A 26,413-nucleotide genomic window follows, 5' to 3' on the forward strand; every position below is an offset into this window, starting at 1 on the left:
GCTGGATGCGCGTGGCCTCCAACTGGGCCAGCCAGAGCAGCTTCGGCGCCATCTCGCTGCCGCGTGTGGGCATGGAGGTGCTGATCACCTTTCTGGAAGGCGACCCCGACCAGCCGCTGATCACCGGGTGCCTGTACCACGGCGCCAACCTGCCGCCGTACCGGTTGCCCGACTTCAAGACCCTGGCCACGGTCAAGAGCAAGGAATACAAGGGCAGCCGCAGCAACGAGCTGCGCATCGACGACACCACCAGCGAGATCAGCATCGCGTTGCGCAGCGACCACGGCGCCAGCGCGATCAACCTGGGCTACCTGACCCATCCGCGCCCCTCGGGCGGCCAGCCGCGGGGGGAGGGTTTCGAACTGCGCACCGACCGGCATGGGGCAGTGCGCGCGGCGGCGGGCCTGCTGCTGACCACCGAGCCGCGCCATCACGAAGCCAAGCACCACAAGGACCTGCCCGAGACCGCCGAACGCCTGGCTACTGCCAGCGAGCAGCAGGACGGCTTCGGCCAGCAGGCACGCGAGGTGCAGGCACAGGAAGCGGGCGACCAGGACGAGGTGGCCAAGGCCCTGCATGCGCAGCACCAGGGCATCGTCGGCAGCGGCCCGACCAACCAGAGCGCCAACGAATTTCCCGAGTTCAGCGAACCGCACCTGGTGCTGGCCAGCCCGGCGGGCATCGCCCTGACCACGCCGCGCTCGACGCATGTCGCGACCGGTGAACACCTGGCGTTGAGCAGCACCGGGCATACGAGCCTGTCGATCGGCAAGCGGCTGTTGGCCAGTGCCAGCCAGGGCATGCGGTTGTTCGTGCAGAACATGGGCTGGCGGTTGGTGGCGGCGTCGGGCGATATCGATATCAAAGCGCTGAAAGACAGCATCAACCTGTTGGCCAAGCTCGACATCAACGCCAATGCCGACCGCATCACCCTCACCGCCAAGACCGAACTGGTGGTGCAGGGCGGCGGCAGTGCCACCACCTACAACGCCAGTGGCATCACCCACGTGACCACCGGGCCGTACACCGCGCACGCGGCGAACTTCGCCCATGTGGGGCCCAAGAGCCTGGCCGGGACCTTCCCCGAGCCGCCCAAGCCGGGCAAGGGCAGCCTGGAGCTGTTCAACCTGTACGCCAATGCCAAGGGCATCCAGGCCGGCGATTACGAAGTGACCGATGCGCTGGGCACGGTGCTCAAGGGCAGCCTCGATGGCCAGGGGTTCAATGCCGTGTCGGGGGTTGCGCCGGGGCCGGCGTGGGTCAGGTTTGGTCTCGATACGGTCAACACCTGGGGCCTTGGCAGTTTTACCAAGGGCCTGCCCTGGCCGAGCCTGTCGGCCCTCGAAGAGGGCACGCCGTCGATGCTCGGTGCGATGCTCGACAAGCTCAAGCCTGATGTTGGCGGCAGCCTGATCGAAGAGGCCAAGCAACTCGCCGGCAAGGGCATGCATGCAGCAAAGGCCGGCAGTGACTTGCTCAACACCGGCCAAAGCGCGCTCCAAGGCATGCAGCAGATGCGGGGCGCAATGCAGGGCGGCATGGGTGGGCTGGCACAGCGGGTCAGCGCTTCCAGTGCCGTCGGTTCTACGCTGCCTGCCGCCTCGGCCGCGCTGAGTGCGGCGGGCCTGGCCGGCCTGCCAAGGTTGCCAGTACCCAAGCTGGCTGAACTCAAGGCTCACAGCCTGAACACTGTTACCGATTTGCTGCCAGGTGAACTGATCTCATGACTGAACATACCTACGCTTGCGACGACCACTCCCGCGCCTCGCAGGTAGCCGTCACCCCGCTTCGCGAAATCCAGATAGAGGACGTTGGTCGTGGCGCCGTGGTCTTCGATGCCTGGCTACGTGAGGTCAGTGCCAGTTTTGCCACCCTTGAGCGCATCAGCGGTGTCGCCGGCAGTGTGCCCATGGCAGGCAATATCATTGCCTTGGTCGACGCGCTGGGTGATGTTGTCGCGCTGGCGCGCAGCAACGTACCTGAGCCCTTTGATTGCGCGAGCTTCGGGCTCAACCTGATCGGTCTGGTGGCTTCCCCTGCGAGCATGACCGCAGCACGCATGGCCTTGCGCCCGATGCTGTTCATCGTGCGCCAGGAGGGCAAGCGGGCGCTGGGTGATGCGCTGATAGAGCTGATGGCGGGCCACTTGAATGCTGACATCGTCGGTAGCCTGGATGACTTCGTCGAGCAGTCCCAGGGCAATCTCAAGGAGGCGTTGGCCCAGGCAGCAATCCTGGGCGAACAGATCATTCTCGACATCGCCTCAGGCCTCGGTGCTTTGGTTGCCGGCACTGCTGTGGGTGTGGCCAGCCCGGTCTCGGCGCCAGCTGGAAGCCGGCTTGTCCACGACCCGACGGCGAGCATCGACAACTATCTCCGGGCAGCCTTTGATGCCTACAAGGCGGCCGGCAAAGGCATGACCAGTGCTGCTGTGAGCGTTGCACTGGGGGACGAGGGCAAAGCTGGCCTACTGGCGCAGATTGCGCGCCTGCGGGAACTGGCGCCAAAGGTACGTGCTGAAATCCTTGAACTTTCCGATCCCGGCCGCCCTTGCTCCATTGAAGGCCTGCGCATGAAGCTGGCCAGCAGCGTAGAGCAATGGCGCACGCGCAACCCCCAGGTTGTGGTGGCCAACGTCAAGACCGCGGCCATCAGCACGGCCCAGCACCAGGCTGCCGACGGCAAGGTCGAAACGCAGAAGATGCAGAGCCCGGCGAGCCTGGAGGCCAACCAGTGCAAGAATGGCGCGCCCACCAGCACGTGCAACCGCATCAACTTCGCCTCGGGTAGCGAGACGCTTCAACACACCGACTTCAGCCTGCCGGGGCCGTTTCCGATCGTGTGGACGCGTACCTATCATTCGCGCCTCGATGCCCTCGACAGCGCCAGCCTGGGCGCACGCTGGATCACCGAATTCACCACGTGCATCGATGTGCTGGATGACGGCGTGCTGTTCCACGACGTGGATGGCCGCAGCCATGCCTACCCGCTGCCCAAGATCGGTATGTCGCACTATGACCCGGTGGAGTACAACGCCCTGGTACGCACCACCGACAGTCAGCTGATTCTCATGCGCGGGCTGGGGCGCAAGGAAACCTATGAGCGGGCAGGGGGGCGCTTCCTCCTCACGCATATCGTGCTGCGCAGTGGCGCAGGAGCCATGCTGCATTACGAGCATCGTCATCAGGGGCGCCCGGTACTCTCGGACATCAACACCTACCAGGAGAATGACCCTGCCAAGGTACACCTGCAACTCGGCACCGTGCTTGACGGGCATGGCCGTATCCAGGGGCTCTGGCAGGTGGTCGATGGCAAGCCGCTGCGCCAGCTCTGCGCTTATCACCACGACCGGCTTGGCGACCTGGTAAGCGCCCAGGACGAGCATGGCGCTGCCTGGCAGTACGCGTACCAGCACCACCTGATCACGCGCTATACCGACCGTACCGGTCGTGGTCTCAACTTGCGCTGGGACGGCAGCGGCCCTCGCGCCAGGGCCGTGCACGAATGGGCAGACGACGGCAGCTTCGAGACTCGTCTCACCTGGGATGAACACATTCGCCTGACGACGGTGACTGACGCGTATGGCCAGCAGACCCGTCACTATTACGATGCGCAGGGCTACACCTATCGTATCGAGTACCCGGATGGGCGCTCGGAGTGGCTGTTTCGCGACCAGCGCAAGAACCTGATTCGCCACCTTCATGCCGACGGCAGCCAGGATCGTTTTGCCTACGACGAGCGAAGCAACCGACTGCAACACATTCGTGCCGACCATAGCGTGGTGCATTACGCGTACAGCGACGATGATCAGCTGATCAAGGTTCGGGATGCTGAAGGTGGGCTGTGGCGACGGGACTACGACGAGCGCGGCAACCTGGTAGAGACGGTCGACCCGCTGGGCAACAAGACCGAGATTGCCTACACCGCCACAGGCCAGGTCAAGGCAATCAAGGATGCTCACGGCAACGAGAAAAAACTCGGGTACAACGAGGCCGGGCAGATGCTCGAATACACCGACTGTTCGGGCAAGACCAGCCAGTGGCTCTACAACGAATTCGGGCAACTGGTGGAAACCGCGAATGCGGCGGGCGACAAGACGCAGTACGAATACAAGGCGGGGCAGTTGGCCAAGGTGATTCATCCAGACAAAACCGAAGAGCGCTTCGAGCGTGACGCCGAAGGGCGCTTGCTCGCGCACCTGGATGCGCTGGATCGCTGTACTACCTGGTCCTATACGGCTGCCGGTCTGTTGGCTGAACGGGTGGATGCGAAGGAGCACACGTTGCGCTACCAGTGGGACAGGCTGGGGCGGTTGCTCAGCCTGGAGAACCAGAACGAGCAGTGCGCGTTTTACCAGTACGATCCCATGGGACGTCGAGTGGCAGAAACCGGCTTCGATGGTGTGACCGTCCGTTATCGGTACGACCCCTGCACTGGGCGCCTGGCGAGCAGCCAGGTGGGGCAGCGCCGCATCGATTTGCACCACGACCGCATGGGCCGGTTGATCGAGCGCACAGCGCACCTTGGCGATCAGCGCCAAACAGAGCGCTTTGCCTACGACGGCAATGGCAAGGTGCTGCAGGCGATCAACGACTCCAGCACACTGCAATGGTTCTATGACGACGCGGGCAACCTGACCCGTGAGCACCAGCATTACCTGGCAACGGGTACGCCGATGGTAGCGGTGTGGCTGCACGAGTACGACGCACTCAACCAGCGAATCGCCACCACGCGCCCGGATGGCCACAAGGTCAGCTGGCTGACTTACGGCAGCGGCCATCTCTTGGGCATGCGACTTGACCAGCACGAAATACTGGCTTATGAGCGCGACGATCTGCATCGCGAAGTCGCCCGCCATCAGGGCAACAAACTGACGCAAACGCAGGTATGGGACGCGCTAGGGCGTCCGCAAGAACAGTTGCTCACCAGTCATGACGGCCAATCCATTCTGTGCAAGCGCGAGTATCAATACGACCCGACCGGTCAACTGACAGACATCCTCGATACCCGTCGTGGTCACCTGGCCTACCAGTACGATCCGCTAGGCCGCCTGCTGCAGGCCAACAGCCGCCTGGGTGAAGAAACCTTTGCCTTCGACCCGGCCGGCAACCTGACGGACAAGGCGCGGCAACTGCATCGCCCGCTGGATAACGATGCCAGCTCCCACAAGGTGATGGACAACGTGCTGCGCGAATACGCGGGCAGCCACTACACGTATGACGAGCGCGGTAACCTTGTGCAACGCTTGCACAACGGTGTGCCTGCGCACTTCAGCTGGGACTTGTTCAATCGCCTGGTGCGCTACAGCGACGACAGGCTCAGTGTGGAATACAGCTATGACGCCCTTGGTCGGCGGTTGCACAAGCATGCCGTCGCCCATTACAAGGACAAGCCCGAGGCCGGCACCGGCTGGAATGCAATGCAGCGCAGCAAGCGTCAGCGCGAGCTGCACTGCGGTTTCACGCTGTACGGATGGGACGGCGAAACCCTGGCCTGGGAAAGCGCATTGCCCCTCGACGAGGGCGACACAGGCCGTACCGTTCACTACCTCTACGAACCGGGCCGCTTCGTGCCGGTGGCTCAAGCGTTGCACAAGCGCTCGATACGCCTGCTCAGGCAACCCGACTGGCAGGGCCGTCAATACGACATCGACCAGGACCCACTCTGGCAGACACTGCCCACTGCGCCAGCGTTCGACGTCATTGCCTGGTACCACTGCGACCACCTGGGCACACCAATGGAAATCACCGACCACAACGGCAATGTTGCCTGGACGGGGCAGTACAAGGTGTGGGGTGAGGTTCGTGAAGAGCGCTCGTCGTGGGCCGCGCAGCATGGCGTGGGCAATCCGATTCGTTTTCAGGGGCAATACCACGACCCTGAAACGGGGCTGCATTACAACCGATTCCGTTACTACGAACCCCGCATGGCGCGCTATGTGTCGAGAGACCCGATCGGGATGCTGGGTGGGTTGAACGTGTACAGCTATGTGAGTAACACGCCTGTTATGCGGGCTGACCCGTTGGGGCTGTTCGACCTGAACATGCCCGGCGTCGCGGAGCGCGCTTCACTGGGAAGTTGGATGTTGCAGAATGGTGCGACACCGGATGAGGTTTCCCGAGCGATGGCGCCGCCGCCGGCCAAACCTATTATGACGGGAGAATGCAGGACGTCTGGCACTGCCGCAGTTGGGGCAGGGTTGTCTATTGGGGCAAGCGCAAACGAAGTATCGGGGTTTTCCAAACAGCTAGGAGTGCCAGTTTCAAGTGTTGGTCTACGTGCGGTTGCAAGCTGTGGATTCAAAATTTCGGATCCGGACTCGAAGGCGTTGGCCGTTGGCGCAGGAGTTGGCATGAGCTTTGGTTTGTTAACTATAGAAATGGCGCAAACTTCCACTTGGCCAGAACTATACTTTGGGCTGGGTCCGGGTGCAGGCCCTGAGATTAAGGTTCCGGTAAATCCAACTGTAATTATTCCACTGAAAGATTGAGGGCGTATTGTGTGCTTTTGGATGGCTTTATTGATTGAGATGATTTTCTGGTTTTTGTTTGGGGTGGTTTTTTTAACGGTTTTTTATGCAAATGCATACTGCAAGCGTAATGGCATAAATATGAATACCTTTGCAGGGCTTTTTGAGATGTATAGGCATGTTTTTTCATTTAAAAATAAGATGCTTTCGTGGGTGGTTCTTACAACTGTTTACGGCGGAGCGGCCGCAGGAGTCGGGTTGGCTTCTTTGGTGTTTTACGCGCGATCTCAGGGGTGTGCGCTTGATGTAGTGGTTAATTTAGGGTGAGTGAAAGGAGAGGCAAGAGCTGAGGTATGGCTCGGCAAGATTTTACTGGTGCGTGTTTAGCGCCGAAGAAGTGTGTTTTAAGTCGCAACTGTGATGTCTTGATTTTTTACAGGAAATTTGTATTTTGCTTGGTGTTTATTGTTTTATTGGGGACGGTCGAAAGGCTGTGTTTTGTAGTTGATGGGCGGTTTGGTGGGGTGGGCCATATTTCAGTACTGCCATGCGGTGATGTAGCTCAGTTCGCTTTGTGGTCAGCGTTCTATCTTTAGTCTTGTGCCATCAGCGTGGTCAGAATAAATTCATGTGCGATACGATCCAGTTTTTCCGTATTTTTCTGTTTTTTGTGGGATGGTTGTTTTTGACGGTTTCGGTGATATACGCAAATCGCTGCAGCAAGAAAAAGGGTATCAATATGAACACTTTTTTGGGCATGCTTGAAATGTGGGGTATGGTTTTCAGATTCGAAAATAAAAAGCTTTCAATCATGTTGCTGACATCAGCCTATGGAGGTGCGGTACTGGCAATCGTCATCCTCATACTAACGCATTGGGGCCAAAGCCAGGGTTGTGTCTTTCCGATCAATGACAGGACGATGCGTTAAGCAAAGGACTTCATACCTGGCAATGAGGGCATCGGGGTACCGCGTCGAAGGCGCAACGCATTAAACTGCCGCCGACAATTGCCACCGCGACACAAACAAGGGACCCTCAAATGACGACATTCACTCACCAGGACGGCCAGTACGTCGAAGTTGCCGGGGCACGCCTCTATTGTGAACAGCAAGGCAACCCACAGGGCCCGGCACTGGTTTTTCTGCACGGTGGTTTTGGCGACATCGAAACCTTCAATGCCATCACGCCAGCCCTGGCCGAACGTTATCGCCTGATCGGCATCGACAGCCGCGGCCAGGGCAAATCGACCCTGGGGCACCTGCCGCTGACCTACCAGCGCTTGCAACTGGATGTGGAGGCGGTTGCCCGGCAGTTGGGGCTTGAGCGCTTCAGCCTCGTCGGCCACAGCGATGGCGGCATTGCAGCGCTGCGCATCGCGGCTGCCGGGAGTGCTGGCATCGACAAACTGGTGACGATCGGTGCCCACTGGCAACTGAAAGCGGATGATCCCGTGCGCGGCATGTACAGCCGCGTGACCGGCGCGCGCTGGCGTGAGCTGTTCCCGCACAGCTACGAGCGCTACCTGCAGTTGAACCCCGAACCCGATTTCGACCGCCTGGCCGTGGCGTTGCGCGAGCTGTGGCTGGATTCAGGCGAGCAGGGCTACCCGAATGAAGCGGTGTGCGGCATCACCGCCGATTTGCTGGTGATTCATGGCGATGAAGACCGCCTGGTAACGCGGGCCAACGCCTGCGAGCTGGCCGATCGGGTGGCGAATGCGCAACTGCTGAACATCCCGTTTACCGGGCATTCGCCGCACGAGGCTCACCCCCAGTGGGTAATGCCTGCGCTCAAGGCACTGCTGGGCCTGTAACATGACGCTGCCGTTTGCGCGCCGCGCGGCTTGATCCGGCCTTAAGTGTCAAGGAGCACCCACCATGCAAGGCTTCCATTGCGCCACCTGTGGCGAGTATCACGACGATCTGCCCACCACCTTCGGCGCGCCAGCCCCTGCCGCCTGGTATGACCTGCCGGAGGCAGAGCGCGAGCAGCGTGCGCCACTGTCCAGCGATCAGTGCATCATCGATGACACCCACCACTTCGTGCTCGGGCGCCTGGAAATCCCGATCATCGGCTCACCCGAGCCGTTCGTGTGGCTGACCTGGGTGACGGTCAGCGAGGCGGATTTCTACCGCACCAGCGAACTGTGGGAAACCCCAGGTCGCGAGCGCGAACCACCGTATGCGGCACGTGTGCAAAGCGAGTTCCCCTATGAGGTTTCGACCCTCAACCTCAAGGCTACGCTTCAGACCCAGGCCCTGGGCGACCGCCCGCTGGTGTTCGTGGACGCGGGCGATCACCCGCTCGCCCTGCAGCAAAACACCGGCATCACCCACGATCAGGCTCGGCAACTGGCCGAACGCTGCCTGCATCCGTGAACAGGCCAGCGCCTCACGCACTGTCAGTTACGGTCATTAACTTGTAACTTTCGGTCATTGAGCCTCACTTCCAGGCGCATTACTGTCCCTCACAGATAACCGACGGGCCCCGCTGCACGCAGCGAGGCGCCCGCATTCCGTGATCAGTTCGCTGTGGAGTTCACCATGACCGCCGCTCAATACCCGCACCTGCTTGCCCCGCTGGACCTGGGCTTCACCACCCTGCGCAACCGCACCCTGATGGGCTCGATGCACACCGGCCTGGAGGAGAAACCCGGCGGTTTCGAGCGCATGGCGGCATACTTTGCCGAGCGCGCCCGTGGTGGCGTCGGCCTGATGGTCACCGGCGGCATCGGGCCCAACGAAGAGGGCGGGGTATACTCCGGCGCGGCCAAGCTGACAACGGCCGAAGAAGCGCAGAAGCACCGTATCGTTACCCAGGCGGTGCACGAGGCTGGCGGCAAGATCTGCATGCAGATCCTCCACGCCGGGCGCTACGCCTACAGCCCCAAGCAGGTGGCCCCCAGCGCGATCCAGGCGCCGATCAACCCGTTCAAGCCCCGCGAGCTGGACGAAGAGGGCATCGAGAAGCAGATCCAGGACTTCGTCACCTGCGCCACGCTGGCCCAGAGCGCCGAGTACGACGGCGTCGAGATCATGGGGTCCGAAGGCTACTTCATCAACCAGTTCCTGGCCGCCCACACCAACCATCGCACCGACCGCTGGGGGGGCAGCTACGAGAACCGCATGCGCCTGGCCGTGGAGATCGTGCGCCGGGTGCGCGAAGCGGTCGGCCCGAACTTCATCATCATCTTCCGCCTGTCGATGCTCGACCTGGTCGAAGGCGGCAGCAACTGGCAGGAGATCGTGCAGCTGGCCCAGGCCATCGAGCAGGCCGGCGCCACGCTGATCAACACCGGCATCGGTTGGCACGAGGCGCGTATCCCGACCATCGCCACCAAGGTGCCGCGTGCCGCGTTCAGCAAGGTCACCGCCAAGTTGCGCGGCGCGGTGCAGATCCCGCTGATCACCACCAACCGCATCAACACCCCGGAAGTCGCCGAGCAGATCCTTGCCGAAGGCGACGCCGACATGGTGTCGATGGCACGCCCGTTCCTGGCCGACCCGGACTTCGTCAACAAGGCCGCCGCCGGGCGCGGCGACGAGATCAACACCTGCATCGGCTGCAACCAGGCCTGCCTGGACCACACCTTCGGCGGCAAGCTGACCAGTTGCCTGGTCAACCCGCGGGCCTGCCATGAAACCGAACTCAACTACCTGCCGGTGGCCCAGCCCAAGCGCATTGCCGTGGTCGGCGCCGGCCCGGCCGGCCTGGCCGCCGCTACCGTGGCCGCCGAGCGTGGCCACCAGGTGACCCTGTTCGACTCGGCCAGCGAGATCGGCGGGCAGTTCAACGTGGCCAAGCGCGTGCCGGGCAAGGAGGAGTTCTTCGAGACCCTGCGCTACTTCAAGCGCAAGCTGCAGACCACCGGCGTGGAGCTGTGTCTGAACACCCGCGTCAATGTCGAGCAACTGGTGGAGGGCGGCTACGACGAGATCATCCTTGCGACCGGCATCGCGCCTCGCCTGCCGGCCATCGACGGTATCGATCACGCCAAGGTGCTGAGCTACCTGGACGTGCTGCTGGCGCGCAAGCCGGTGGGGCAGAAGGTCGCGGTGATCGGTGCCGGCGGCATCGGCTTCGATGTGTCGGAGTTCCTGGTGCACCAGGGCGTTGCCACCAGCCAGGACCGCGAGGCGTTCTGGAGGGAGTGGGGCATCGACACCCGGCTCGAAGCGCGCGGCGGCGTGGCGGGCATCCAGGCCGAGCCCCATGCTCCGGCGCGCCAGGTGTACCTGTTGCAGCGCAAGAAGACCAAGGTTGGCGACGGGCTGGGCAAGACCACCGGCTGGATCCACCGCACAGGCCTGAAGAACAAGCGGGTGCAGATGCTCAACAGCGTCGACTACCTGAAGATCGACGACGCCGGCCTGCATATCCGTATCGCCGAAGGCGAGCCGCAGGTACTGGCGGTGGACAACGTGGTGATCTGCGCCGGCCAGGACCCGCTGCGCGAGCTGCAGGATGGCCTGCTGGCCGCCGGGCAGTCGGTACACCTGATCGGCGGCGCGGACGTCGCCGCCGAGCTGGACGCCAAGCGCGCGATCAACCAGGGTTCACGCCTGGCGGCCGAGCTGTAAAGCGGTGGCGGGGGCGCGCTGGTAGACTGCGCGCTCCCGTTCTGCCGAGCCTGTTCGATGTCTGCCGCTTTCGATGACCTGCCACTGGCACCCCTGCAACCGCTGGCCCTAGGCTGGCTGGCGCGCGCCGGGGTCGAGGTGGCAGTGCTGCGTCTGGACCTCATCGACCCGCTGATCAGCGGCAACAAATGGTTCAAGCTGCAGGGGCACCTGCGCCTTGCCCATGCCCGTGGTGCCCCGGGGGTGATCAGCCTGGGCGGCGCCTATTCCAACCACCTGCATGCCCTGGCGGCGGCCGGCAAGCGCTTCGGCTTTGCCACGGCCGGGCTGTTGCGTGGGCACCCGCACAGCAACCCCACCGTGCACGACCTGCAAGCACTGGGCATGCACCTGCACTGGCTGGGGTACGCCGGATACAGGGCGCGGCATCAGGCGGATTTCTGGCAGCCCTGGCAAGCCCTCTACCCGGCATGGCATTGCGTGCCCGAAGGCGGCGCGGGGCCACTGGGCACCGAAGGCTGCGCACAGATCGTGACCCAGGCGCGGGCGCAGCTGGCGGCCGTGGGCTGGGCCGATTACGACGCCTGGTGGCTGGCGGTGGGCAGCGGTACCACGCTGGTGGGGCTGGCCCAGGCCGAAGCGGGCGCCCACCCGGTGCACGGCGCGCTGGCCGTGCCGCCGGGGCATGGGGTGGAAGGCGAGGTCGAGGTGCTGGCGCCGGGCACTTACCGCCTGCACGACGCCAGCCGGGGCGGCTTTGCCAAGGTCGACCCGGCCTTGCTGGCATTCATCCAGGCCAGCGAGGCCGAATCGGGCCTGCCACTGGAACCGCTGTACACCGGCAAGGCGTTGTTGGCCCTGCAGGAGCGTGTGATGGCTGGCGCGTTCGTGGCCGGCACGCGGCTGATCTTCGTTCACACCGGCGGCTTGCAGGGCCGCCGCGGGTTCGCCTAGTCAGTCACCTTTTTGCGGCAGCATGCGCAGCAGGGTGTTATCGCGGACCACGTAGTGATGGTAGAGGCCGGCCAGTGCGTGCAGGCCGATCAGCCAGTAGCCCAGTGCGCCGAACCACTCGTGCCAGCCCTTGACGAACTTGGCCAGGTCGGTGTCCGGTGCTACCAGGGCGGGCAACTCCAGGCCGAAGAACGGGATCGGCTTGCCGGCCGCGCTGAGGATCACCCAGCCGGCCAGCGGCAGGCCGATCATCAGGGCGTACAGCGCCCAGTGCATCAGGTGCGCCAGGCCCGTCTGCCAGGCCGGCGGCTTGGGTTCGATGCGCGGGGTGGGGTGGGTGACCTTCAGGATCAGGCGCAGCCATACCAGCACGAACACGCTCAGGCCGAGCATGAAGTGCAGGCTTTTCATCAGGTCGCGCTCGGCGCTGTCCTTGGGGAAGATGCCGCGCAGTTCGATGCAGGCGTATACCACCGCCAGCAGAATCAGCATCAGCCAGTGCAGGGCGATCGACAGGCTGCCGTAGCGTGCCTGCGTATTGGTCAGGGTCATGGTGGTTCCTCATATCGGTCAATCAGGTCAATGGCCGCGCTCTTGATGGCGCTGTGCGGATAACTCTAATCGCTTGCGCGTGCCCTGCACCTGCGCTGGGGCAAAAAAGTGTGCTAGCGGGCCTTCAGACCCTTGCCGAGCAGGTAGTCGACCAGTTGCGGGTCCTCGATACGGATGGCCAGGTCCATCAGGTCGCTCCTGTCGTCGGCCAGGCAGTAGGGTTTGTGCGGGTCGCAGTAGGTGCCGGTGCTGCTCATGCCGCGCTCGAGCAGCACGCTGAGGATGTCGTAGCTCACGTGCGGGGCGTCGGGCCCGTCGCGACCCTGGCGCGAAAGCTCGACCAGGATCGCTTCCATGGTTTCGCTGCCGGCCTCGGGCAGTGGCAGATGGCGGGCGACGGCCCGGCGCGTGGCGCTGTGCTCGGTCAGCACTGCGGCGTCGAAGGCGTCCATGTTGCTGTCGCTGCGCGTGAAGTAGGAGGTGTCGGCGCCGGCCTTGACCAGGGCGTCGATCAGCGAGGCATCGGCGCCCTGGGCGATGGCCAGCAGCAGCGGGCGTGGGTTGTGGTAGTCGCCGGCTTCCACCGGCGCGCCCTGGGCCAGCAGCCATTCGATGGTGGCAGTGGGGTGGTTGTGCTTGATGGCCGTGGACAGTAGCGATTCGGGGTAGTCGCCGAGCCCGACCATGGCCGGTAGCGCGGCACGCAGGTGTTGCAGCATGGCCAGCGAGGCGTTGTTTTCGAGTGCGAGGTGAAAGGCCGTGGTGTTGCGGGTGGCCACACCGGGGGGATACTCGCCGGGTTGGCTGCGCGGGGCCAGCCACGTGTCCAGGTCGGTGGGCGTCGCCTGGCGCCAGAAGCTGTCGCTCAGCAGGGCGAGGTCGTTGTCCTGGTCCAGACCTGGGGCAGGCGCTGCGCTGGCACTTGCGGGCCAGGCCAGGGTGACGGCGAGCGCCAGGGCGAGAAGATTGCCGGGCACGGGTGGGTTCCTTGTGCGGGTGCTGGGTGAGGGGGGGCGAGGTTAGCAGAATGTTGTCAGCGCTGGCCCCTTCGCCGGCAAGGCCGGCTCCCACGGGGGCGTACGTTCATGTTGGGGCCGGCCCAGCCAGTGCATGCTAACCCGCCAGGTTCGGCCAGGCATCGGCCACCAGAAACAAGCGTTGGGCCTCTACCCAATCCCCGCTATCCCCTGGCACCAGCCGCACCAGCAACTGCGCGGGGGCCATCGGGTCCAGCGCTTGCAGCCAGGCCTGGAACTGTTCCGTGCCCCAGGCCTGTTCCTGCGTGTACCGCGCTGGCGCCAGCCATGCCTGGCGCGGCAACGGCTGCCAGCGCCCGGGGTCGGCCTGCGCCGCAAACCGGGCCCAGTCGCGCTGATGCAGCCAGCGCCCGCGCAAGTGCTGCGGGTGCGCACCCGCCGGAGGCTGCGCCGTCCCCGGCCATGGATACAGCAGATACCCGCCCAGCCAAAGCTGAGCCGTGAAGCTGTCTATGTGCAGCGCCGCCAGCGCCTCGCGCCCCTCGGCCCGCGCCGAAATCGGCAGTTGATGGTCGTTCAGGTGCGCCAGCTTGCGGTCCAGCCGGTCATGGCAGCCCGGCCCAAGCCACTGCGCCGGGTTACGCCCGTCACCGTGCTGCGGGCCCAGGTACAGCTTGATGGCCAGCTCCAGGTGATGCACCCCGTCGCGGTCACGCAGCAGGATGTCCAGCTCGCCCAGGGTGTGCCCGCCGTCGCGGATCGGCAGGTTGGCCGCCAGCAGCTCCACCCCCGGAGCATGGCGCAACGCGAACTGCCACAGCCGCTCGTAATACAACCCCAGGCGCCGGCTGGCGGCCTGTGCCAGCCAGGCCTGCAGGTCACGGCTGTCGTGGTCCAGCGCCAGCAGCCAGTCGCGCAGCAGCGCCGGTGCGGCCACCCAGTCGCTGCCGGCCAACGGGTGGCGTTGCGGCCAGGGCGTCACTGCGAGCATGGGGGGCGCAAGGATTACCCACGCCAGGTCCCGCACCGGGGGCTGGCGCAGGCGGTTGGGCAGGTCGCAAAGGTCGGTAAAGGGCATCATCCTGCGAGCATAGCCGCCCGCCCCGGCGCCTTGTGCAAAAAACTGCGGCGTTTGCCGCTGCCCGGCGCTTTCGCCCATAATCAACGCTTTGGCCAACCGGCCCATTCAACGCCGCAGTGCCCCGCAGGAGCCCCATGGAGCAATTTCGCAATATCGGTATCATCGGCCGCCTTGGCAGTTCGCAGGTGCTCGATACCATTCGCCGACTGAAAAAATTCCTGCTCGAGCGGCACCTGCACGTGATCCTCGAGGACACAATCGCCGACGTGCTGCCCGGCCACGGCCTGCAGACCTCCTCGCGCAAGCTGCTGGGCGAGGTGTGCGACATGGTCATCGTGGTCGGCGGCGACGGCAGCCTGCTGGGCGCCGCCCGCGCACTGGCGCGCCACAACATCCCGGTACTGGGCATCAACCGCGGCAGCCTGGGGTTTCTCACCGACATTCGCCCCGACGAGCTCGAGGTCAAGGTGGCCGAAGTGCTCGACGGCCACTACCTGGTGGAAAACCGCTTCCTGCTGCAGGCCGAAGTCCGCCGCCACGGCGAGGCCATCGGCCAGGGCGACGCGCTCAACGACGTGGTGCTGCACCCTGGCAAGTCCAACCGCATGATCGAGTTCGAGATCTACATCGACGGCCAGTTCGTGTGCAGCCAGAAGGCCGACGGCCTGATCGTCGCCACACCGACCGGCTCGACCGCCTACGCGCTGTCGGCCGGCGGACCGATCATGCACCCCAAGCTCGACGCCATCGTGATCGTGCCCATGTACCCGCACACGCTGTCGGGACGCCCGATCGTGGTCGATGGCAACAGCGAGCTGAAGATCGTGGTATCGCGTGACCTGCAGCTGTACCCGCAAGTCTCGTGCGATGGCCAGAACCATTTCACCTGTGCCCCCGGCGACACCATCACGGTGAACAAGAAGCCGCAGAAGCTGCGCCTGATCCACCCGCTGGACCACAACTACTACGAGGTCTGCCGGACCAAGCTCGGCTGGGGCAGCCGTCTGGGTGGTGGAGGCGACTGATGCTCGATCCCGCGCGCAGTTACGACCTGATCGGCGATGTCCACGGCTGTGCCCACACCCTGGAGCGTCTGCTCGACGCCATGGGGTACAAGCGTCAGAGCGGGGTGTGGCGACATGCGCAGCGTCAGGCGATCTTCCTTGGCGACATCATCGACCGCGGCCCGCGCATTCGCGAGGCCCTGCACATCGTGCACGACATGGTCGAAGCCGGTCAGGCCCACTGCATCATGGGCAACCACGAATTCAGCGCACTGGGCTGGACCACGCCGGCGCTGCCGGGCAGCGGCAAGCAGTTCGTGCGCGAGCACAACCCGCGCCATGCGCGGCTGATCGAAGAGACACTGACCCAGTTCGCCGACCACCCCCACGACTGGCACGACTTTCTCGGCTGGTTCTACGAGCTGCCGCTGTTCATCGATGCCGGACGCTTTCGCGTGGTACACGCCTGCTGGGACGCGCGCCTGATCGAGCCGCTGCGCCAGCAGCATCCGGACGGGCGCATCGACCAGCATTTCGTGCAGGCCTCGGCCGTGGCCGGCAGCTTTGCCCACACCGTGTGTAACCGGCTGCTGCGCGGCACCGACATGCGCCTGCCCGACGGCCTCACCCTGACCGGCGGCGACGGCCTGACCCGCGCATTCTTTCGCACCAAGTTCTGGGAGGAAGACCCGCAGACCTACGGCGATATCGTGTTCCAGCCCGATGCGCTGCCGGCCGAAGTGGCCAATGCGCCGCTCAGTCGCAGCCAGAAGAACGCGCTGCTGCGCTACGGTGACGACGAGCCGCTGCTGTTCGTCGGCCATTACTGGCGCAGCGGCCGGCCCGCACCCATCCGCGCCAACCTGGCGTGCCTGGACTACAGTGCGGTGCTCTACGGGAAGCTGGTGGCCTATCGGCTGGATGATGAAACCCGCATCGACCCGCACAAGTTCGTATGGGTGGATGTCGAACGGCCGGAGGCCAGTCAATGAGTGCGGCAATGGTGATGCGTCTGCCCCTGAGCGTCGACCTCAGCGGCTTTGTCGAGCTGCTCAAGCGCCTGCAGGTGCCGCACCGGGTCTCGGAGGAGGGCGAGGAGCAGGTACTGTGGACCGCCGACTACCTGGTGGAAGATGTTCGCCAGCTGTACCAGCGCTTTCCGGAGGGCAATGCCGATGTGCAACTGCCGCCCCTGGCGCAGCCCCCGGCCCAACCGCGCCCGAGCCTGGCCGCGCAGGCGAAGGCCTGCAAGGCCACTGCAGCGGTGTTGCTGCTGTGCGTGGTGGTGGCGGCACTGACCGGCCTGGGCGACAACTTCGCCACCTTGAGCTGGCTGACCTTCCTGGATTTTCGCGTGCAGGGCGACTACCTGTATTTCACCCCGTTGCTGACCAGCCTCGATGCAGGCCAGTGGTGGCGCTTGTTCAGCCCGATGCTGGTGCACTTCGGCATCCTGCACCTGGCCATGAACGGCCTGTGGTACTGGGAGCTGGGGCGGCGCATCGAGCTGCGTCAGGGCACCCTGGCCTTGCTGTCGCTGACCCTGCTGTTCAGCCTGGTGTCGAACGTGGCGCAGTTCGTGTTCGGCGGGCCCAGCCTGTTCGGCGGCTTGTCCGGGGTGCTGTACGGCCTGCTCGGGCACATCTGGCTGTATCAGTGGCTGGCGCCGAACCCGGTGTATCGCATGCCACGTGGCGTGCTGGTGATGATGCTGGTATGGCTGCTGCTGTGCCTGTCCGGGCTGATCACCCTGCTCGGCTTCGGCGCGATCGCCAACGCCGCCCACGTGGGTGGGCTGTTGGTCGGCTGCCTCAGCGGGCTCTTGGGCGGGGCACTGGCCCGGCGTAAACTGTCAGCTTGATTTTTGGAGACGCTATGTCCACTTTTGCGCAAATGATCGAAAACATCACCCCGGAGATCTACGCCAGCCTGAAACTGGCCGTGGAAATCGGCAAATGGTCCGATGGGCGCAAGCTCACCGCCGAGCAGAAGGAGCTGTCGTTGCAGGCCGTGATCGCCTGGGAGATGCAGAACCTGCCCGAAGACCAGCGTACCGGCTACATGGGCCCGCAGGAATGCGCCTCCAAGTCCGCGCCGGTGCCCAACATCCTGTTCAAGTCGGACGCGATCCATTGATCGAACTCGGCCGTGGTTCCATCAGCAAGATGACGGCGCGCCTCGAGCAGCCGGTCGTGCAATACGCGTTTCGCCTGGGCGACGTCGAAGTGCCGGTCAACCCCCTGCTGGGCAAGACCGTGCGTCTCGAATACCTGGGCGCGATCCACTGTACCCACTGCGGGCGCAAGACCAAGACCAGCTTCAGCCAGGGTTACTGCTACCCGTGCATGACCAGGCTGGCGCAATGCGACACCTGCATCATGAGCCCCGAGCGCTGCCACTACGAGCACGGTACCTGCCGTGACCCGGCCTGGGGCGAGCAGTTCTGCATGACCGACCACGTGGTGTACCTGGCCAACTCGTCGGGTATCAAGGTCGGCATCACCCGCGCCACCCAGCTGCCCACGCGCTGGCTCGACCAGGGCGCCAGCCAGGCCCTGCCGATCGTGCGGGTGGCCACCCGGCAGCAGTCCGGGCTGGTCGAGGACCTGTTCCGCAGCCAGGTGGCCGACCGCACCAACTGGCGCGCACTGCTCAAGGGCAACGCCGAGGCGGTCGACCTGGTGGCCGTGCGCGAGCAGTTGTTCGACAGCTGCAGTGAAGGTTTCAAGGGCCTGCAGGACCGCTTCGGCCTGCAGGCGATCCAGCCGCTGACCGACGTCGAGCCGATTGAAATCCGCTACCCGGTAGAGGCGTACCCGAGCAAGATCGTGAGCTTCAACCTGGACAAGAACCCTGTCGCCGAAGGCACCCTGCTGGGGATCAAGGGCCAGTACCTGATTTTCGATACCGGCGTGATCAATATTCGCAAGTACACGGCCTACCAGCTGGCCGTGCATCAGTAAAAGGACCGCCACATGCGTACCGAACAGCCGCAAGTGATCTACCTCAAGGACTATCAGGCACCCGAGTACCTGATCGACGAGACGCACCTGACCTTCGAACTGTTCGAGGACCACAGCCTGGTCCACGCGCAGCTGGTCATGCGCCGCAACCCGGCGCGCGGTGCCGACCTGCCGGCGCTGGTGCTCGACGGCCAGCAGCTGGAACTGCTCAGCGTGGCGCTGGACGACCAGCCGCTGGGCGCTGACGACTACCAGCTCGACGACAGCCACCTGACCCTGCAGCCCACTGCCGAGCGCTTCACCCTGGACACCAGCGTGAAGATCCACCCCGAGACCAACACCGCGCTCGAGGGCCTGTACAAGTCCGGCGGCATGTTCTGCACCCAGTGCGAGGCCGAGGGCTTTCGCAAGATCACCTACTACCTCGACCGCCCGGACGTGATGAGCACCTTCACCACCACGGTGATCGCCGAGCAGCATCGCTACCCGGTCCTGCTGTCCAACGGCAACCCCATCGGCAGCGGGCCGCAGCAGGACGGTCGGCACTGGGCCACCTGGGAAGACCCGTTCAAGAAACCGGCCTACCTGTTCGCACTGGTGGCCGGCGACCTGTGGTGCGTCGAAGACACCTTCACTCGCCAGTCGGGGCGCGACGTGACCCTGCGCATCTATGTCGAGCCGGAGAACATCGACAAGTGCCAGCACGCCATGGTCAGCCTGAAGAAGTCCATGCGCTGGGACGAAGAGGTGTATGGCCGCGAATACGACCTGGACATCTTCATGATCGTGGCGGTCAACGATTTCAACATGGGCGCCATGGAGAACAAGGGCCTCAACATCTTCAACTCCAGCTGCGTGCTGGCGCGTGCCGAGACCGCCACCGATGCCGCGCACCAGCGGGTCGAGGCGGTGGTGGCCCACGAGTACTTCCACAACTGGTCGGGCAACCGCGTGACCTGCCGCGACTGGTTCCAGCTGTCGCTCAAGGAAGGCTTCACGGTGTTCCGCGATTCCGAGTTCAGCGCCGACATGAACTCGCGCACGGTCAAGCGCATCGAGGACGTGGCCTACCTGCGTACCCACCAGTTCGCCGAAGACGCCGGCCCCATGGCCCACGCCGTGCGCCCGGACAGCTTCATCGAGATTTCCAACTTCTACACCCTGACCGTGTACGAGAAGGGCTCGGAAGTGGTACGCATGGTGCACACGCTGCTGGGTGCCGAAGGCTTTCGCAAGGGCAGCGACCTGTACTTCGAACGCCATGACGGCCAGGCCGTGACCTGCGACGACTTCATCAAGGCCATGGAAGACGCCAACGGCGTCGACCTGACCCAGTTCAAGCGCTGGTACAGCCAGGCCGGCACGCCGCGCCTGAACGTCAGCGAGGCTTACGACGCCGCTGCCCAGACCTACAGCCTGACCTTCAGCCAGAGCTGCCCGGCAACCCCGGACAAGGTCGAGAAGCAGCCGTTCGTGATCCCGGTCGAACTGGGCCTGCTCGATGCCCAGGGCAACGACATTGCCCTGCGCCTGCAAGGCGAAACGCAGGCGGGCGCGACCACGCGGGTGCTGTCGGTGACCGAGGCCGAGCAGACCTTCACCTTCGTCGACGTGGCCGCCAGGCCGTTGCCGTCGCTGCTGCGCGGCTTCAGTGCGCCGGTCAAGCTGAGCTTCCCGTACGACCGCGACCAACTCATGTTCCTGATGCAGCACGACAGCGATGGCTTCAATCGCTGGGAAGCCGGCCAGCAACTGTCGGTTCAGGTCTTGCAGGAACTGATCGCGCAGCATCAGCGCGGTGAAGCCCTGGTGCTCGATCAGCGCCTGGTCACTGCCCTGGGCAGCGTGCTGGCCAACGAGGCACTCGACCAGGCCATGGTCGCCGAAATGCTCTCGCTGCCGAGTGAGGCCTACCTCACCGAAATCAGCGAAGTGGCCGATGTGGACGCGATTCACGCGGCCCGCGACTTTGCCCGCCAGCAACTGGCCGAGCAGCTGTTCGACGGGCTGTGGGCGCGCTACCAGGCCAACCGTGCGGTCTCGCGCGAAACCGCCTATGTGGCCGAGGCCGAGCACTTTGCCCGGCGCAGCCTGCAGAACATCGCGCTGTCGTACCTGATGCTCACGGGCCGGGCGCAGGTGCTGGAGGCGACGCTCGAGCAGTTCGAGGCGTGCGACAACATGACCGAACGCCTGACCGCACTGGCCGTGCTGGTCAATTCGCCGTTCCAGGAAGAGCGCGCCAGGGCCCTGCAAAGCTTTGCCGAGCACTTCAAGGACAACCCGCTGGTGATGGACCAGTGGTTCAGCGTGCAGGCGGGCAGCCCGTTGCCGGGCGGCCTGGCGCGAGTGCGGGCGTTGATGGAGCACCCGGCGTTCACCTTGAAGAACCCGAACAAGGTGCGCGCGTTGATCGGTGCGTTCGCCGGGCAGAACCTGGTCAACTTCCATGCAGCCGATGGCTCGGGTTATCGCTTCCTGGCGGACCTGGTGATCGAACTGAACGGCTTCAACCCGCAGATCGCCTCGCGCCAGCTGGCGCCGCTGACCCGCTGGCGCAAGTACGATGCCGCGCGCCAGGCGCTGATGAAGGCCGAGCTGGAGCGCATCCGCGGCTCGGGCGGGCTGTCCAGCGATGTGTTCGAGGTGGTGAGCAAGAGCCTGGCCTGAGGTTGAGGGCAGGTTGAACAGGGGGCTGGCCTTTTCGGGGCAGCCCCCTTTTTTATGATGAAGGTGCGGGCGGACAACGCGACATCCACGATCCAGAGGCCGCGCTTAACAAAACATAACGCGTTGTACGTTGTCATCCATTTCCAAAGCCTGCTAGCTTGAGGCCAGCATTCGCGGGGCTCTAGATTGCCGCTTCCAGCCCCGCCAGTAGCACCGAATAACAATAATGTGGGAGAGGACTATGAATGTATTCACGGCCAGCGTCTTGCTGAGCCTGGGCCTGGGGCTGTTCGCCGCAACCGCCGGGGCTGCCGATGACGGCCCGACACCGCAGACGGTGTATTCACAGACCTCGAACAAGGCCTCCCACAGCCTGCTGATCGACATCGCCAAGGCCGGGCCGCGCCTGGTGGCGGTGGGCGAACGCGGGCATATCCTCTTCTCCGACGACCAGGGCCAGAGCTGGACCCAGGCCCGCGTCCCCAGCCGCCAACTGCTCACTGCCGTGTACTTCGCCGATGCCAAGCACGGCTGGGCGGTGGGCCATGATGCGCAGATCCTCGCCAGCAGCGACGGCGGCGCCACCTGGAGCAAACAGTTCGAAGACCCGTCCCGCGAATCCCCGCTGCTGGATGTCTGGTTCCAGGACACCCGGCACGGGCTGGCCGTGGGGGCCTATGGCAGCCTGTTCGAAACCACCGACGGCGGCGCGCACTGGCAGGACGTCGCAGAGCGCCTCGACAACCCCGATCAGTACCACCTCAATGGCATCGCTGCCGTGAAGGACGCGGGCCTGTTCATCGTGGGCGAGCAGGGCAGCATGTTCCGCTCCCGCGATGCCGGGCAGACCTGGGAACACCTCGACGGCCCCTACGAGGGCTCGCTGTTCGGAGCCATCGGTACCGCCCGCGCCGATACCCTGCTGGTCTACGGCCTGCGCGGCAACCTGTACCGCTCCAGCGATTTCGGCAGCACCTGGCAGGCCATCGCGCTCCAGGGCGAGCGCGGTGCGCTCGAATTCGGCCTGGCAAGCGCTACGCTACTCGAAGACGGCAGCCTGGTGCTGGTGGGCAACGGCGGCAGCGTGTTGCGCAGCACCGATGACGGCCAGAGCTTCAGCGTGTTCAACCGGCCCGACCGTATCGCCCTTTCGGGCGTGAGCGGCCAGGCCGATGGGCAGCTGATCCTGGTCGGCCAGGGCGGGGCACGCCTGGCTACCGCCACCGGCGCCGCGAGGGCGCAACCATGAGCAGTCAGGAGTCGTTCAACATGCAGCACAACCAGGACAAGGCGAGCCTGCTCGAGCGCCTGATATTCAACAACCGCCCGGCGGTGATCGGCATCTGTGTGCTGGTGAGCCTGTTCCTGTTCTGGCAGGCCATGCTGATTCGCCCGTCCACCAGCTTCGAGAAGATGATCCCGCTGGAGCATCCGTTCATCCAGAACATGATCGAGCACCGCAACGACCTGGCCAACCTGGGCAATACCGTGCGGATCTCGGTGGAGGCCAAGGACGGTGACATCTTCAGCAAGGCGTACATGGAGACCCTGCGCCAGATCCACGACGAGGTGTTCTACATTCCTGGCGTCGATCGTTCGGCGCTCAAGTCGCTGTGGAGCCCCAGCGTGCGCTGGACCGAGGTGACCGAGGAGGGCTTCGCCGGTGGCGAGGTGATCCCGCAGACCTACGACGGTTCGCCCGACAGCCTGGAGCAACTGCGCAACAACGTGCTCAAGTCCGGTCAGGTCGGCCGGCTGGTGGCCAACAACTTCAAGTCGAGCATCGTCGATGTGCCGCTGCTCGAATCCTACCCCGACCCCAACGACCCGGGGCGCCAGATCAAGCTCGACTACCAGGCGTTCTCGCACCAGCTCGAAGACCTGATCCGCAACAAGTTCGAGGCGCAGAACCCCAACGTCAAGATCCACATCGTGGGCTTTGCCAAGAAGGTCGGCGACCTGATCGACGGCCTGATGATGGTGGTGATGTTCTTCGGCATCGCCCTGGTGATCACCTGGGTGCTGCTGTACTGGTTCACCTGGTGCATCCGCAGCACCATTGCCGTGCTCATCACCACCCTGGTGGCGGTGGTGTGGCAACTGGGGCTGATGCACGCGGTGGGCTTCGGGCTCGACCCGTATTCGATGCTGGTGCCGTTCCTGATCTTTGCCATCGGCATCTCCCACGGGGTGCAGAAGATCAACGGCATCGCCTTGCAGTCCAGCGAGGCCGAGAACGCGCTGACTGCGGCGCGGCGTACCTTCCGCCAGCTGTTCCTGCCGGGCATGATCGCCATCCTGGCCGATGCGGTGGGCTTCATCACCTTGCTGATCATCGACATCGGGGTCATCCGTGAACTGGCCATCGGTGCCTCGATCGGCGTGGCGGTGATCGTGTTCACCAACCTGATCCTGCTGCCGGTGGCGATCTCCTATGTGGGCATCAGCAAGAAGGCCATCGAACGCAGCAAGAAGGATGCGACCCGCGAGCATCCGTTCTGGCGCCTGCTGTCCAGCTTCGCCAGCCCCAAGGTGGCGCCGGTGTCGGTGCTGCTGGCGCTGGCGATGTTCGGTGGCGGCCTGTGGTACAGCCAGAACCTGAAGATCGGCGACCTCGACCAGGGTGCGCCGGAGCTGCGTCCGGATTCGCGCTACAACAAGGACAACGCCTTCATCATCGACAACTACTCCACCAGCTCCGACGTGCTGGTGGTGATGGTCAAGACCCCGACCGAAGGCTGCTCGGTGTACAAGACCATGGCGCCGGTCGACGAGCTGATGTGGAAGATGGAGAACACCCCCGGGGTGCAGTCGGCGATCTCGCTGGTGACCGTGTCCAAGCAGATGATCAAGGGCATGAACGAGGGCAACCTGAAATGGGAGAGCCTGTCGCGCAACCCGGACATCCTCAACACCTCGGTGTCGCGTGCCGAGGGCCTGTACAACGCCGACTGTTCGCTGGCGCCGGTGCTGGTGTTCCTCAACGACCACAAGGCCGAGACCCTCGACCGCGTGGTGGATGCGGTCAAGGCGTTCGCTGCCGAGCATGACCAGGAGGGCCTGGAGTTCCTGCTGGCGGCGGGCAACGCGGGGATCGAGGCGGCCACCAACGAGGTGATCCGGTCGGCCGAGCTGACCATCCTGATCCTGGTGTACCTGTGCGTGGCGGTGATGTGCATGATCACCTTCCGCTCGTTTGCTGCCACCCTGTGCATCGTGCTGCCGCTGGTGCTGACCTCGGTGCTGGGCAACGCGCTGATGGCGTTCATGGGCATCGGCGTCAAGGTCGCGACGTTGCCGGTGGTGGCGCTGGGCGTGGGCATCGGCGTGGACTACGGGATCTACATCTACAGCCGCCTGGAGAGCTTCCTGCGCGCCGGCCTGCCGTTGCAGGAGGCCTACTACCAGACGCTGCGCTCCACCGGCAAGGCGGTGCTGTTCACCGGGTTGTGCCTGGCGATCGGGGTGTGCACCTGGATCTTCTCGGCCATCAAGTTCCAGGCCGACATGGGCCTGATGCTGACCTTCATGCTGCTGTGGAACATGTTCGGCGCGCTGTGGCTGTTGCCGGCGCTGGCACGCTTCCTGATCAAGCCGGAGAAGATGGCGGGCACCCAGAGCAAGTCGATTTTCGCGCACTGACACACTGCGTCGTTTTCATCGCGGGTCAAGCCCGCTCCCACAATGGCTACCGCGGTCCTTGTGGGAGCGGGCTTGACCCGCGATGCTTTTAAGGTTGGGGTATCATGCGTGTTTAATCAGGGATACCCCCCCATGACCACCCTTGCCCAAGCCCTTGAATCCTGCGACATGCTGTTGATCGATGGCCTGCACGCATTCGACTTCACCTTCGACGATACGGGCCTGCGCATCGAATTGATGGACGGCCGTGCGTTGAAGAAATGGCAGTTCAGCCCCGAGCAGATCGGCAACGCGACGCTTGCCGGCGAGCACTGGCAGCTCAGCGACGACACGGGCGAGCATCAACTAGTCTGCATGAGTGCCTTGCGCGCTTCTGAAGAGGACGACGATGAAACGCCAGCTGATGTCCCTGCTGACCGCTAGTGCCATGGCGCTGACGCTCAACGCCCACGGCCATGAACTGCTGGTGGGCACCCATGACGGGATCTACCGCTACCGCTTCGACAGCCAGCGCGGCCAGCTCGACCCCACGCCCCTGCAAGTGCTCAGAAGCAGCAACCCGTCCTGGCTGACGCTGTCGCCGGACCGGCGCACCGTGTTCGCGGTGAACGAGAACGGTGACGGCCAGGGCCAGGTCAGCAGCTTTGCCCGGGCGCATGACAGCGGTGAACTGAGCCTGTCGAGCCAGGTGTCCAGCGACGGTGACGAACCGACCCACTCGAGCCTGAGCCTGGATGGGCGTTATCTGTTCGTGGCCAACTACGGCGTCAAGCCTGAGCCGGGCGGCAGCCTCAGCGTGTTGCCGGTTGCCGCCGATGGCCGTTTGTCGGCGTCGGTGCAGCAGATGCGCCATGTGGCCAGCGGGGTGAACCCCGAGCGCCAGGCCGGGCCGCATGTGCATTCGGTGGTGCCGTCCCCGGACGGGCGATACCTGTTTGCCAGCGACCTTGGCGCCGACCAGGTGATCGGCTACCGCTACCAGCCCCAGACCCCGACCCGGCCACTGGGCGCGGCAACCCCGGTCGTCCTGCCGCCGGGCAGCGGGCCGCGTCACCTGGCGTTCGGTCCAAACGGCAAGCATGCCTACCTGACCCTGGAAATGAGTGCACAGCTGGTGGTGTTCGACTACCACGACGGCACGCTGAGCCAGCGCCAGATCCTGCCGTTGACCGAACAGGCCGATGCCGCGGCCAAGGCGGCCAGCGCGGTGCATGTGTCCGCCGACGGGCGCTTCGTGTACGTGAGCAACCGCGGCACCCGCAACGAACTGATCGTGTTCGCCATCGACCGTCAGGATGGCAGCCTGCGCCAGGTGCAGCGCCGTTCGGTGGAGGGTGATCACCCGCGCGAGTTCACCCTGGACCCGACCGGGGGCTACGTGCTGGTCGGCAACCAGCAGAGCAACCAGATCGTGGTGATCCGGCGCGATGCGCAGACCGGCCTGCTGGGCGAGGTGGTGCAGACGCTGGCACTGCAATCGCCTTCGGACCTCAAGTTCGTCGACTGAACTATCAATCGCCTT

21 protein-coding genes are annotated in these 26,413 nt (G+C 64.4%); 18 read left to right on the forward strand and 3 right to left on the reverse strand.

The genetic code is table 11. The features are described from left to right. From MF6396_RS01675 to MF6396_RS01705, 8 genes are all read left to right on the forward strand, one after another. A partial coding sequence (locus MF6396_RS01675; RefSeq protein ID WP_153046054.1) for a DUF2345 domain-containing protein occupies positions 1 to 1,727 on the forward strand: 1,727 nt, incomplete at its 5' end. Further along, complete coding sequence (locus MF6396_RS01680) at positions 1,724 to 6,490, forward strand: RHS repeat-associated core domain-containing protein (protein ID WP_078479566.1); 4,767 nt, start codon at positions 1,724 to 1,726, stop codon at positions 6,488 to 6,490. The genes MF6396_RS01675 and MF6396_RS01680, both read left to right, overlap by 4 nt. 21 nt (positions 6,491 to 6,511) lie before the next feature. After that, the gene (locus MF6396_RS28350) at positions 6,512 to 6,796 is read left to right on the forward strand and encodes a hypothetical protein (RefSeq protein ID WP_153046055.1); all 285 of its coding nucleotides are present in this window, start codon (positions 6,512 to 6,514) and stop codon (positions 6,794 to 6,796) included. Positions 6,797 to 7,097: 301 nt separating this feature from the next. Beyond that, complete coding sequence (locus MF6396_RS01685) at positions 7,098 to 7,397, forward strand: hypothetical protein (protein WP_078479567.1); 300 nt, start codon at positions 7,098 to 7,100, stop codon at positions 7,395 to 7,397. Positions 7,398 to 7,507: 110 nt separating this feature from the next. After that, on the forward strand, positions 7,508 to 8,281 hold the full coding sequence (locus MF6396_RS01690) for an alpha/beta fold hydrolase (protein WP_058541356.1): 774 nt from the start codon (positions 7,508 to 7,510) through the stop codon (positions 8,279 to 8,281). Positions 8,282 to 8,345: 64 nt separating this feature from the next. Beyond that, positions 8,346 to 8,846, forward strand: coding sequence for a DUF2199 domain-containing protein (locus MF6396_RS01695; RefSeq protein ID WP_043864646.1), 501 nt, complete (start codon positions 8,346 to 8,348; stop codon positions 8,844 to 8,846). 165 nt (positions 8,847 to 9,011) lie between these two features. Continuing rightward, positions 9,012 to 11,048 carry an NADPH-dependent 2,4-dienoyl-CoA reductase gene (locus MF6396_RS01700; RefSeq protein WP_054916686.1) on the forward strand — a complete coding sequence of 679 codons (2,037 nt, stop codon included), beginning with the start codon at positions 9,012 to 9,014 and terminating at the stop codon, positions 11,046 to 11,048. A gap of 57 nt (positions 11,049 to 11,105) precedes the next feature. Beyond that, positions 11,106 to 12,002 (forward strand): 1-aminocyclopropane-1-carboxylate deaminase/D-cysteine desulfhydrase, encoded by an 897-nt coding sequence (locus MF6396_RS01705; RefSeq protein WP_078479568.1) that lies wholly within the window; start codon positions 11,106 to 11,108, stop codon positions 12,000 to 12,002. On the opposite strand, the gene cybB is transcribed toward MF6396_RS01705, so the two are convergent. The 3 genes from cybB to MF6396_RS01720 all read right to left on the reverse strand — a co-directional run bounded on the left by cybB (position 12,003) and on the right by MF6396_RS01720 (position 14,612). Continuing rightward, a complete protein-coding gene (gene cybB, locus MF6396_RS01710; protein WP_058541353.1) occupies positions 12,003 to 12,554 on the reverse strand; it encodes a cytochrome b561 in 552 nt (183 codons plus the stop codon). A 113-nt stretch (positions 12,555 to 12,667) separates the two neighbouring features. Next, positions 12,668 to 13,531 carry a hypothetical protein gene (locus tag MF6396_RS01715; RefSeq protein WP_078479569.1) on the reverse strand — a complete coding sequence of 288 codons (864 nt, stop codon included), beginning with the start codon at positions 13,529 to 13,531 and terminating at the stop codon, positions 12,668 to 12,670. Positions 13,532 to 13,667: 136 nt separating this feature from the next. After that, positions 13,668 to 14,612, reverse strand: coding sequence for a DUF1853 family protein (locus MF6396_RS01720; protein ID WP_043864665.1), 945 nt, complete (start codon positions 14,610 to 14,612; stop codon positions 13,668 to 13,670). Between the two features lie 134 nt (positions 14,613 to 14,746). On the opposite strand from MF6396_RS01720, the gene MF6396_RS01725 reads away from it, so the two are divergent. The 10 genes from MF6396_RS01725 (at position 14,747) to MF6396_RS01770 (ending at position 26,398) form a co-directional block, all read left to right on the forward strand. Further along, positions 14,747 to 15,637 carry an NAD(+) kinase gene (locus MF6396_RS01725; RefSeq protein WP_043864641.1) on the forward strand — a complete coding sequence of 297 codons (891 nt, stop codon included), beginning with the start codon at positions 14,747 to 14,749 and terminating at the stop codon, positions 15,635 to 15,637. Then, a complete protein-coding gene (locus MF6396_RS01730; RefSeq protein WP_078479570.1) occupies positions 15,637 to 16,608 on the forward strand; it encodes a metallophosphoesterase in 972 nt (323 codons plus the stop codon). The genes MF6396_RS01725 and MF6396_RS01730 overlap by 1 nt, the downstream gene beginning before the upstream one ends. Next, positions 16,605 to 17,477 carry a rhomboid family intramembrane serine protease gene (locus tag MF6396_RS01735; protein WP_078479571.1) on the forward strand — a complete coding sequence of 291 codons (873 nt, stop codon included), beginning with the start codon at positions 16,605 to 16,607 and terminating at the stop codon, positions 17,475 to 17,477. Before MF6396_RS01730 ends, MF6396_RS01735 begins: the two co-directional genes overlap by 4 nt. Positions 17,478 to 17,491: 14 nt before the next feature. Next, complete coding sequence (locus MF6396_RS01740; protein ID WP_054916681.1) at positions 17,492 to 17,752, forward strand: YeaC family protein; 261 nt, start codon at positions 17,492 to 17,494, stop codon at positions 17,750 to 17,752. Then, entirely contained in the window at positions 17,749 to 18,579 is an 831-nt protein-coding gene (locus tag MF6396_RS01745; protein WP_058541350.1) for a DUF2797 domain-containing protein, read from the forward strand. The genes MF6396_RS01740 and MF6396_RS01745 overlap by 4 nt, the downstream gene beginning before the upstream one ends. A gap of 12 nt (positions 18,580 to 18,591) precedes the next feature. Further along, complete coding sequence (pepN, locus tag MF6396_RS01750) at positions 18,592 to 21,249, forward strand: aminopeptidase N (RefSeq protein WP_078479572.1); 2,658 nt, start codon at positions 18,592 to 18,594, stop codon at positions 21,247 to 21,249. A 241-nt stretch (positions 21,250 to 21,490) separates the two neighbouring features. Next, on the forward strand, positions 21,491 to 22,498 hold the full coding sequence (locus MF6396_RS01755) for a WD40/YVTN/BNR-like repeat-containing protein (protein WP_229590342.1): 1,008 nt from the start codon (positions 21,491 to 21,493) through the stop codon (positions 22,496 to 22,498). Next, positions 22,495 to 24,891, forward strand: a complete 2,397-nt coding sequence (locus MF6396_RS01760) for an efflux RND transporter permease subunit (protein ID WP_043864634.1) — start codon at positions 22,495 to 22,497, stop codon at positions 24,889 to 24,891. The genes MF6396_RS01755 and MF6396_RS01760 overlap by 4 nt, the downstream gene beginning before the upstream one ends. Positions 24,892 to 25,023: 132 nt before the next feature. Continuing rightward, positions 25,024 to 25,314 carry a DUF5629 family protein gene (locus MF6396_RS01765; protein WP_058541348.1) on the forward strand — a complete coding sequence of 97 codons (291 nt, stop codon included), beginning with the start codon at positions 25,024 to 25,026 and terminating at the stop codon, positions 25,312 to 25,314. After that, entirely contained in the window at positions 25,280 to 26,398 is a 1,119-nt protein-coding gene (locus MF6396_RS01770; protein WP_078479573.1) for a lactonase family protein, read from the forward strand. Before MF6396_RS01765 ends, MF6396_RS01770 begins: the two co-directional genes overlap by 35 nt. Positions 26,399 to 26,413 lie beyond the last annotated feature (15 nt).

This window comes from Pseudomonas sp. MF6396 (assembly GCF_002018915.1).
Classification (GTDB): Bacteria; Pseudomonadota; Gammaproteobacteria; order Pseudomonadales; family Pseudomonadaceae; genus Aquipseudomonas; species Aquipseudomonas palmensis.

Excerpts from the sequence above, each read along its gene's own strand:
- MF6396_RS01680 (WP_078479566.1), top strand. The coding sequence starts at position 1,724 with ATGACTGAACATACCTACGCTTGCGACGACCACTCCCGCGCCTCGCAG.
- MF6396_RS28350 (WP_153046055.1), top strand. The coding sequence starts at position 6,512 with ATGGCTTTATTGATTGAGATGATTTTCTGGTTTTTGTTTGGGGTGGTT.
- MF6396_RS01685 (WP_078479567.1), top strand. The coding sequence starts at position 7,098 with ATGTGCGATACGATCCAGTTTTTCCGTATTTTTCTGTTTTTTGTGGGA.
- MF6396_RS01690 (WP_058541356.1), top strand. The coding sequence starts at position 7,508 with ATGACGACATTCACTCACCAGGACGGCCAGTACGTCGAAGTTGCCGGG.
- MF6396_RS01695 (WP_043864646.1), top strand. The coding sequence starts at position 8,346 with ATGCAAGGCTTCCATTGCGCCACCTGTGGCGAGTATCACGACGATCTG.
- MF6396_RS01700 (WP_054916686.1), top strand. The coding sequence starts at position 9,012 with ATGACCGCCGCTCAATACCCGCACCTGCTTGCCCCGCTGGACCTGGGC.
- MF6396_RS01705 (WP_078479568.1), top strand. The coding sequence starts at position 11,106 with ATGTCTGCCGCTTTCGATGACCTGCCACTGGCACCCCTGCAACCGCTG.
- cybB (WP_058541353.1), bottom strand. The coding sequence starts at position 12,554 with ATGACCCTGACCAATACGCAGGCACGCTACGGCAGCCTGTCGATCGCC.
- MF6396_RS01720 (WP_043864665.1), bottom strand. The coding sequence starts at position 14,612 with ATGATGCCCTTTACCGACCTTTGCGACCTGCCCAACCGCCTGCGCCAG.
- MF6396_RS01725 (WP_043864641.1), top strand. The coding sequence starts at position 14,747 with ATGGAGCAATTTCGCAATATCGGTATCATCGGCCGCCTTGGCAGTTCG.
- MF6396_RS01730 (WP_078479570.1), top strand. The coding sequence starts at position 15,637 with ATGCTCGATCCCGCGCGCAGTTACGACCTGATCGGCGATGTCCACGGC.
- MF6396_RS01735 (WP_078479571.1), top strand. The coding sequence starts at position 16,605 with ATGAGTGCGGCAATGGTGATGCGTCTGCCCCTGAGCGTCGACCTCAGC.
- MF6396_RS01740 (WP_054916681.1), top strand. The coding sequence starts at position 17,492 with ATGTCCACTTTTGCGCAAATGATCGAAAACATCACCCCGGAGATCTAC.
- pepN (WP_078479572.1), top strand. The coding sequence starts at position 18,592 with ATGCGTACCGAACAGCCGCAAGTGATCTACCTCAAGGACTATCAGGCA.
- MF6396_RS01755 (WP_229590342.1), top strand. The coding sequence starts at position 21,491 with ATGAATGTATTCACGGCCAGCGTCTTGCTGAGCCTGGGCCTGGGGCTG.
- MF6396_RS01760 (WP_043864634.1), top strand. The coding sequence starts at position 22,495 with ATGAGCAGTCAGGAGTCGTTCAACATGCAGCACAACCAGGACAAGGCG.
- MF6396_RS01765 (WP_058541348.1), top strand. The coding sequence starts at position 25,024 with ATGACCACCCTTGCCCAAGCCCTTGAATCCTGCGACATGCTGTTGATC.
- MF6396_RS01770 (WP_078479573.1), top strand. The coding sequence starts at position 25,280 with ATGAAACGCCAGCTGATGTCCCTGCTGACCGCTAGTGCCATGGCGCTG.